General features: G+C 72.4%; 7 protein-coding genes and 1 pseudogene. 4 read left to right on the plus strand and 4 right to left on the minus strand.

Features of this window, described 5'->3' with window-relative positions:
- Together AOK01_RS44525 and AOK01_RS36275 are read left to right on the plus strand one after the other, a co-directional pair.
- A pseudogene (locus AOK01_RS44525) lies at positions 1-819 on the plus strand (hypothetical protein); the annotation flags it as partial.
- A gap of 362 nt (positions 820-1181) precedes the next feature.
- Entirely contained in the window at positions 1182-2384 is a 1203-nt protein-coding gene (locus AOK01_RS36275) for an amino acid deaminase/aldolase (protein ID WP_055519267.1), read from the plus strand.
- 34 nt (positions 2385-2418) lie between these two features.
- On the opposite strand, the gene AOK01_RS36280 is transcribed toward AOK01_RS36275, so the two are convergent.
- The 4 genes from AOK01_RS36280 to AOK01_RS36295 are packed head-to-tail and all read right to left on the minus strand — an operon-like array spanning position 2419 to position 6982.
- Complete coding sequence (locus AOK01_RS36280) at positions 2419-3345, minus strand: DUF2510 domain-containing protein (protein WP_055519274.1); 927 nt, start codon at positions 3343-3345, stop codon at positions 2419-2421.
- Between the two features lie 51 nt (positions 3346-3396).
- Positions 3397-4212 carry a 3-oxoacyl-ACP reductase gene (locus AOK01_RS36285; protein WP_245702559.1) on the minus strand — a complete coding sequence of 272 codons (816 nt, stop codon included), beginning with the start codon at positions 4210-4212 and terminating at the stop codon, positions 3397-3399.
- On the minus strand, positions 4209-5606 hold the full coding sequence (locus AOK01_RS36290) for an aldehyde dehydrogenase family protein (RefSeq protein WP_055519269.1): 1398 nt from the start codon (positions 5604-5606) through the stop codon (positions 4209-4211). Before AOK01_RS36290 ends, AOK01_RS36285 begins: the two co-directional genes overlap by 4 nt.
- A gap of 11 nt (positions 5607-5617) precedes the next feature.
- Complete coding sequence (locus AOK01_RS36295) at positions 5618-6982, minus strand: glutamine synthetase family protein (protein ID WP_055519271.1); 1365 nt, start codon at positions 6980-6982, stop codon at positions 5618-5620.
- A gap of 77 nt (positions 6983-7059) precedes the next feature.
- On the opposite strand from AOK01_RS36295, the gene AOK01_RS36300 reads away from it, so the two are divergent.
- Together AOK01_RS36300 and AOK01_RS36305 are read left to right on the plus strand one after the other, a co-directional pair.
- The gene (locus AOK01_RS36300) at positions 7060-7794 is read left to right on the plus strand and encodes a FadR/GntR family transcriptional regulator (RefSeq protein ID WP_055519272.1); all 735 of its coding nucleotides are present in this window, start codon (positions 7060-7062) and stop codon (positions 7792-7794) included.
- 86 nt (positions 7795-7880) lie between these two features.
- Positions 7881-8529, plus strand: a 649-nt coding sequence (locus AOK01_RS36305) for a gamma-glutamyl-gamma-aminobutyrate hydrolase family protein (RefSeq protein ID WP_055519277.1), incomplete at its 3' end; no start/stop codon positions are given.

Genomic DNA, 8529 nt, shown 5'->3' on the forward strand with positions numbered 1-8529 from the left:
CCCGCGAAGGGCTCACCCGGTCCGGACATCGGCCGGCCGGACGACGACGCGCTCGGCGGCGTACTCGGCGACGTGACCGGGACCGGCGCCGGGTGCGGATCGGCGGGCGGGTCCGCGGGGATGGGCCGCAGGCGTCTCGTGGTCTCCGACGGGGCCTCTTGGGGCGCTCCGGCACGCCGCGCGAAAGGCTCGAAGGCGCTCGGCCGCGGCGGGGCGAAAGGACGCGGGGGCGTACCGGGACCGGGCCGCCGCGCGGTGTGGCCCGTGGCCGTCGGCTGCTCGGTGGCGGGGCGGGCCGGGGCCGGCCTCTCGTCGCCGTTGGTCACGGAGGTGCGGCGGGGCGTACTCACGGGACGCGGCGGAACGTCCGGCCTCGGGGCGTCCCGGCCGACGTCACGCGGATCACTGGCCGGACGAGGCGGAGTATCCGGCCTTCGGGGGTCTCGGCCGCTGTCACCCGGTGCGCTCGCGGGACGCGGCGGGACGGCCGCCCACTCGGTGCCCCCCACGGGAGCGCTCGGGGCCGTCGTCGGACGGGGCGGGGTGGCCGTCCCGCCGGGCGGGGTCTCCGGGAAGCGGGCCGAAGCCGGGGGCGGCGGAGGTGTGGACGTAGGTACCTGGGGTGCCTTGGTCGGTTCCGCGGTGGGGCGGAGATCCGGGAAGCGCGGCGCGTCGGGCGAGGAGGTGTCCCGGGGCCCGGCTCCGTCGGACGTGCGTGGCCGCGGCGGGGTGCCGGTGGGACTCGGCCCGAACCAGGCCCCGGCGATACCGGGCCCAGGAGTGACGTTCCCTCGCTCGGTCCTGTGGGAGGCCGCGTGATCCGGCCCCGGTCGCGGTCCGGGGTCCCCGGCCCCCTCCAACGACGCCAGATCCGACGAGTCTCGTTCCGACGGCTCTCGTTCGCTGTGTTCGCTGTGTTCGCTCTGCGGCGCGGGCGGCCCAGGTGGTGTGGAGGGACGCGGTGGAATGGAGGCGCGGCGCGCTTCCGTGCTCATGCACCCCCCGTTTCCTCGACCCGGACGACCGGCTCGCCGAAGGAACCCCTCCGGATCCGTTCCCCGCTTGCGTGCGCGTCACTCTACGGGTTGACGCTGTGCGCGTGGGAATCAGTCCGCGAGCCCGGGGCATCTGCCCGGAACGTCCCCCTACCCTGCGGTAATCCGGTCTGGCAGGCTTCATGCATGACTGCCCGCGCCGCAGACCGGGCCCGCTACGACCGGGCCACCGCTCACCTGGACGCACCCGTCGCGATCGTGGACCTCGATGCCTTCGACGCCAACGCGGACGATCTCGTACGGAGGGCGGCGGGCAAGCCCGTACGCGTCGCGAGCAAGTCCGTGCGCTGTCGGGCCCTGCTGGAGCGCGTGCTCGCCCGGGAGGGCTTCGCCGGGCTCATGTCCTACACACTCGCCGAGTCCCTGTGGCTGGCCCGCTCCGGCTTCGACGACGTACTGCTCGCCTATCCGTCCGCCGACCGGGCGGCGTACGCGGAGCTCACCGGTGATCCCAAACTCGCCGCCGCCGTGACCGTCATGGTCGACGACCCGGCGCAGCTGCGGCTGATCGACGACGCCCGGGACGGCGGACGCGAAGAGGTGCGCGTCTGCCTGGAGTTGGACACCGCGCTGCGGATGTTCGGCGGCCGGGTCCGGGTGGGGGCCCTCCGTTCACCGCTGCGGTCCGCCGCCCAGCTGGCCGAGATGGCGCGCGCGATCGCCCGGCGTCCCGGTTTCCGGCTCGTCGGGATCATGGCGTACGAGGGACACATCGCCGGGGTGGGCGACGCGCTGGAGGGGCGCCTGTTGCGGTCGCGCGCGATCCGGCTGATGCAGGCCACGGCGCGCAAGGAACTGCGGCAGCGCCGTGCGGAGGTCGTACGGGCCGTGCGCGCCGTCGCGCCGGACCTGGAGTTCGTCAACGGCGGTGGCACGGGCAGTGTCCAGCACACCGCGGCCGAGGACTCGGTGACCGAGATAGCGGCCGGTTCGGGGCTTTACGTGCCGCGGCTCTTCGACAACTACACGTCGTTCAGCGGGCGTCCGGCCGCGCTCTTCGCGCAGCCCGTCGTGCGCAGACCGGGGGTGGGCGTCGTGACCGTCCTCGGCGGCGGCTACCCGGCGTCGGGCGCCCCGGGCCCCGACCGGCTGCCCGTGCCGTACCTCCCCGACGGGCTGCGGTTCGACGCCCAGGAGGGCGCCGGTGAGGTGCAGACGCCGTTGCTCGGCTCGCCGGCCGACGATCTGCTGATCGGCGACAAGGTGTGGTTCCGGCACGCGAAGGCCGGGGAGCTGTGCGAGCGGTTCGACGTGCTGCACCTCGTGGAGGGCGACGCGGTGACGGCGTCGGTGCCGACGTACCGCGGCGAGGGCCACACGTTCCTGTAGATCAACTGCCCTGTAGGACAACTGCCCTGGGGGACTACTGCGTGGGCCCGATGCTGCTGCCCACGCCGCCGCTCGTGTCCTCGTCGCCGACCGGCCGGATTCCCTCGGTGATCCGGTCCATGTCGGCGAGCGGCGGCCCGTCCTCGCCCGCGTCGAAGACGTACCGCACCATGACCATCGACTCCGAGCCGACACTGGACGGGAACGCCATCGACTGGACGTAGCCGCCGGGCCCCACCTCGGTCGTGACGCGCCAGCGCACGAGGTGTCCGGTACGCCCAGCGACCGCGACGGGCCCCTGCTCGACCAGTTTGTGTGACGTGATGCCGCGGAAGGGGCGCCGGTCGATCCTGTCGCGGTCGTACGCCAGGTCGGCCGCGTCGGATATGTCCTGTCTGGCGAGCGTCGCGGGGGACTTCTCGTCGTTCGCGGTCACCGTGCGCGAGAGGACCGTGCCGTGGCGGCAGAGGCCGTCGTCACCCGGGCACCGGTACGTCCCTGGTGTGGTCAGCACGATGTCGGTGTCGGAGACGTTCTTGGGCTCGGCCCAGCCGTCGAGGACCGGCAGGGTGATGCCGTTGAGCTCGTCCACGACGACGGCGGGATCGTCGCCGGCCGACTCGGAGGGCGAGGGCGGCGAGCTCGTCGGCGCGGTCGCGGTGGGCGTCGGCGCGGTTCTCGCCCCGGGCTCGCTGTCACCGTCGTCCCGGCTCAGGACGACGGCACCGGTGACGATGGCGGCGACGAGGACGGCCGCCGCGGTGGTGAGGGCGACCGCCTTGGCGCGCCCGGAGCCCGCACGGGCCGGCATCGGCACGGTCTGCGGCTGAGGCAGCGCGTACAACTGTTGCTGCTGTGGCACCTCGGGTGTGCGGCGGTGTCCGGTCCAGGCGGTCCCGTCCCACCAGCGCTCCGTGTGCGGGGCGGAGGGGTCCCGGTACCAGCCGGGCGGGGTCGTCATGCTCATCCCGGCACTCTAGGTCCTGCCCGGCCGGTCTTCGGGGCTGCGGCACTAGAGGGGCGTGACGTACGCGCCCGAGATCCCGCCGTCCACCAGGAAGTCCGTGGCGTTCACGAACGAGGAGTCGTCGCTGGCGAGGAAGGCGACCGCGGCGGCGATCTCGTCGGCCTCCGCGAACCGCCCGAGCGGGATGTGCACGAGGCGGCGCGCGGCGCGCTCCGGGTCCTTGGCGAACAGTTCCTGGAGGAGGGGGGTGTTGACAGGCCCGGGGCACAGGGCGTTGACCCGGATGCCCTCGCGGGCGAACTGCACGCCCAGTTCACGGGACATGGCCAGCACGCCGCCCTTGGACGCGGTGTACGAGATCTGCGAGGTCGCGGCGCCCATCCGGGCCACGAAGGAGGCGGTGTTGATGATCGACCCCTTGCCCTGCCGTCGCATGTAGGGGATCGCGGCCTTGCAGCACAGGTACACGGAGGTGAGGTTGACCTCCTGGACGCGCTTCCAGGCCTCCAGTCCTGTCTCCAGGATCGAGTCGTCGTCGGGCGGCGAGATGCCCGCGTTGTTGAAGGCGATGTCGACCGATCCGTACGTGTCGTACGCGGTCTCGAAGAGCGCATCGACCTGCTCGGGGTCGGTGACGTCGGCCTTGACGAAGATCCCGCCGACCCCTTCGGCGGCGGCTCTGCCCCGGGTCTCGTCGACGTCGCCGCACACGACCTGGGCGCCCTCGGAGGCGAGCCGGCGGGCGGTGGCGAGGCCGATACCGCTGCCGGCGCCCGTGATGACGGCGGTACGGCCGACCAGCCGACGGCAGACGACGGCGTCGGCCGATGACGATGAGATCGATGAGATCGATGAGGTCACTGTGCGGGGCCCTCCGTGCTGATGAAGACGTTCTTGGTCTCGGTGAAGGCGGCCAGGGCGTCCGGGCCGAGCTCGCGGCCGATGCCGGACTGCTTGAAGCCGCCGAAGGGCGTCCAGTAGCGGACAGCGGAGTGGGAGTTGACGGACAGGTTCCCGGCGCGGACGGCGCCCGACACGCGCAGGGCGCGGCCCACGTCGCGGGTCCAGACGGAGCCGGCGAGGCCGTAGTCGGTGGCGTTGGCGAGCCGGATCGCGTCGGCCTCGTCCTCGAAGGGGAGGACCACGGCGACGGGCCCGAAGACCTCCTCGACGGCCACGCGCGCGTGGGGCTCGATCCCGGTCAGGACAGTGGGCGGGAACCAGAAGCCGGGGCCTTCGGGGGCGGTGCCCCTGATCCCCGCCAGGTCGTCGGTGACGTACGACCGTACGCGCGCCAGCTGGGACGCGGAGATCAGCGGGCCCATGGCGGTCTTCTCGTCGGCCGGGTCGCCGACGACGACGGACTCGATCGCGGGGGCGAGGAGTTCGAGGAACCGGTCGTACGCCGAACGCTGGACGAGGATGCGGGTGCGGGCGCAGCAGTCCTGGCCGGAGTTGTCGAGGAAGGACATGGGGGTGGCGGCCGCCGCGGCCTCGATGTCGGCGTCGGCGAAGACGATGTTGGGGCTCTTGCCGCCGAGTTCGAGGGTGACGCGCTTGAGGCGGGCCGACCCCTTGGCCAGCACCTGTTTGCCCACGGTCGTCGACCCGGTGAAGACGATCTTCGCGACGCCCGGATGCTCGACCAGCGCGTTGCCCGTGACGGGACCCGCTCCCGGCAGGACCTGGAAGAGGTACTCGGGCAACCCGGCCACCAGGGCGAGTTCGGCCAGCCGCAGGGCCGTCAGCGGGGTGGTCTCGGCGGGCTTGAGGATCACGGCGTTGCCGGCGGCGAGCGCCGGAGCGGTGCCCCAGGCGGCGATCGGCATCGGGAAGTTCCAGGGCGCGATGACGGCGACCACGCCCAGCGGTTCGAGAATCGTGATGTCGAGGCCGCCCGGCACCGGGATCTGCCGCCCGGTGAGCCGCTCCACTCCCCCGGCCGCATAGTCGAGCAGGTCGCGGACGTTGCCCGCCTCCCAGCGGGCGTTGCCGACGACGTGCCCGGCTTCCCGCACCTCCAACTGGGCGAGTTCTTCGAGGTGTTCGTCGACGACGACGGCGAACCGGCGCAGCAGCCGGGCCCGGTCGCCGGGCGCGAGAGCGGCCCAGCGGAGCTGCGCCTTCGTGGCCCGTACGACGGCGGCGTCCACGTCCGCCGGGCCGGCGCCCGGGACGGTGGCGACGACTTCTTCGGTGGCCGGATCGAGCACAAGAAGCTCATGCTCGTCGGGCTGGGAAGGCGGGTGCGACAACGAAGAACCCCTCACATGCGTTCGAAGGAGCGGCGCAGCTCCCAGTCGGTCACCGCGGCGTCGAAGGCGTCCAGCTCGACGCGCGCCATGTTGCGGTAGTGCGCGACCACCTCGTCACCGAAGGCGGCCCGGGCGATGGGACTGTTCTCCCAGACCTCGGCGGCCTCGCGCAGGGTGGTGGGCACGTGCTCGTACCCCCCGGCGTACGCGTTCCCCGAACACGCCTCGGGCAGCTCCAGCTGCTGCTCGATGCCGTACAGCCCGGCCGCGACGAGCCCCGCGACGGCGAGGTGCGGATTGACGTCGCCGCCCGGGAGCCGGTTCTCGAACCGCATCGAGCGCCCGTGTCCGACCACGCGCAGCGCGCAGGTGCGGTTGTCGTGGCCCCAGGCGACGGCGGTCGGCGCGAACGAGCCCGGCTGGAACCTCTTGTACGAGTTGATGTTGGGCGCGTACAGGAGGGAGAAGTCGCGGAGCGCGGCGAGCTGCCCGGCGAGGAAGTACCGCATCACCTGCGACATGCCGCCCTCGCCGTCGCCGGCCATCACATTGGCGCCGTCGGCGCCGGCGAGCGAGAGGTGGATGTGGCAGGAGTTGCCCTCGCGTTCGTTGTACTTGGCCATGAAGGTGAGCGAGACGCCCTCCTGGGAGGCGATCTCCTTGGCCCCGGTCTTGTAGACGGCGTGCTGGTCGCAGGTGACCAGGGCCTCGTCGTACTTGAACGCGATCTCGTGCTGACCGGGGTTGCACTCGCCCTTGGCGGACTCGACGGTCAGCCCGGCCGTCGCCATCTCGTTGCGAATCCTGCGCAGCAGAGGCTCGACACGCCCGGTCCCGAGCACCGAGTAGTCGACGTTGTACTGATTGGCAGGTGTCAGGCCCCGGTAGTTGGCGTCCCAGGCCTGCTCGTACGTGTCCTTGAAGACGATGAACTCCAGCTCGGTCCCCACCTGGGCGCTGAAGCCGTGCTCGGCGAGCCGCTCCAGCTGGCTGCGCAGGATCTGGCGGGGCGCGGCCACGACGGGCGAGCCGTCGGCCCAGGCGAGGTCGGCGACGAGCATCGCCGTACCGGCGTTCCAGGGCACCCGACGCAACGTACTCAGATCGGGATGCATGGCGAAGTCGCCGTACCCGCGGTCCCAGGACGACATCTCGTATCCGTCGACCGTGTTCATGTCGGCGTCGACCGCGAGGAGGTAGTTGCAGCCCTCCGTGCCGTGCTTGAGGACGTCGTCGAGGAAGAAGCGTGCGGCGAACCGCTTGCCCTGGAGCCGTCCCTGCATGTCCGGGAAGGCCAGGACGACCGTGTCGATCTCGCCACTCGCGACGAGGGCGTGCAGCTCCTCGACAGCGAGAGATGGTGTGCGGTCCGCCACGGGAAAGGTCTCCTTCGGTCAGCCGATAGCCATAAGGTATGGCCGAGAACCATTGCTTGGGAAGGGGGCACGACCGGATGTCGCAGCCGGATCCACCCGGGCCGAGCGACCGGCTGACACCGGTCCTGCGGCCGGTGCGCGCGGGCAACGGCTTCGAGGAGGCCCTGGAGCAGATCCTCCAGGTCGTACGGCTCGGCCTGGTCCCCGGCGGCGAACGGCTGCCCGCCGAGCGGGACTTGGCACAGCGGCTCGGCATCAGCCGGGTGACGCTCCGCGAGGTCCTGAAGGTCCTCCAGGACCAGGGGCTCGTCGAGTCCCGGCGCGGCCGGTACGGCGGCACCTTCGTACGGCCCCGCGCCGAGGCGACCGGCGGGGCCGAGCTGCGCCGGCGGGTGGCGGAGGTCGACATCGAGGACGTGCTGCGGTTCCGGGAGGTGCTGGAGGTCGGCGCGGCGGGGCTCTGCGCGGCGCACGGCCTCTCCGCCGAGCGGTCCTGGCGCCTTCGCGAGGCGCTGGCCCACACCCACGACGCCCCGCTGGCGGACTACCGGCGCCGCGACACGCTCCTCCACCTGACCCTGGCCGAGCTGTGCGGTTCGCCGACCCTCGCCGGCCAGTACGCGGCCGTCCGCTCGACCGTGAACGACCTCCTCGACTGCATCCCCCTGCTGGTACGGAACCTGGAACACTCGCAGCGCCAGCACGCGGCGCTGGTCGATGCCGTGCTGGCCGGGGACGCGGCCGGGGCCCGCGCGACGATGCGGGAACACTGCGCGGGCACGGCGGCACTGCTGCGCGGCTTCCTGACGTAGGGGGCCAGGGGCTCTCTCCGCCTCCGCCTCCGCAAAGGTATGGAGCCGGTCGACTAACTCCAGAGAACATGGGGATGACAGAGGGTATGAGAGACAGGCCGCTGATCGGAGTCAGTACGTACCTGGAGCCCGCGCGGTGGGGTGTGTGGGAGCTGGAGGCCGCGCTGCTGCCGGCCGGCTATCCGCGGCTGGTCCAGGCGGCGGGCGGACTGACCGCGATGCTGCCGCCGGACGACCCTGCGTACGCCGCGGGGGTCGTCGCGCGGCTCGACGGTCTGGTGATCGCGGGTGGCCCCGACGTGGATCCGTCCCGGTACGGGGCCGAACGCGACCCGCGCTGCGGGCCCGAGGCACGCGCCCGTGACGGCTGGGAACTCGCCTTGATCGAGGCCGCGTTGGACTCCGGGACGCCGTTGCTCGGCGTCTGCCGGGGGATGCAGCTGCTGAACGTCGCGCTCGGCGGGACGCTCGTGCAGCACATCGAGGGGCATGCCGAGGCGGTGGGGGTGTTCGGGCGGCACGGGGTGAAGCCGGTACCGGGGTCGCTCTATGCGGGGCTGATCGGCGAGGAGGTGTCCGTGCCGACGTATCACCACCAGGCGGTGGAGCGGCTGGGGGCGGGGCTCGTGCCGAGCGCGTACGCGGGGGACGGGACGGTCGAGGCGGTTGAACTCCCTGGGCCCGGGTGGGTCCTGGGAGTTCAGTGGCATCCGGAGATGGGGGTGGATGTGCGGG

It is taken from the genome of Streptomyces aurantiacus (assembly GCF_001418335.1).
Classification (GTDB): domain Bacteria; phylum Actinomycetota; class Actinomycetes; order Streptomycetales; family Streptomycetaceae; genus Streptomyces; species Streptomyces aurantiacus.

Excerpts from the sequence above, each read along its gene's own strand:
- AOK01_RS36275 (WP_055519267.1), top strand. The coding sequence starts at position 1,182 with ATGACTGCCCGCGCCGCAGACCGGGCCCGCTACGACCGGGCCACCGCT.
- AOK01_RS36280 (WP_055519274.1), bottom strand. The coding sequence starts at position 3,345 with ATGACGACCCCGCCCGGCTGGTACCGGGACCCCTCCGCCCCGCACACG.
- AOK01_RS36300 (WP_055519272.1), top strand. The coding sequence starts at position 7,060 with ATGTCGCAGCCGGATCCACCCGGGCCGAGCGACCGGCTGACACCGGTC.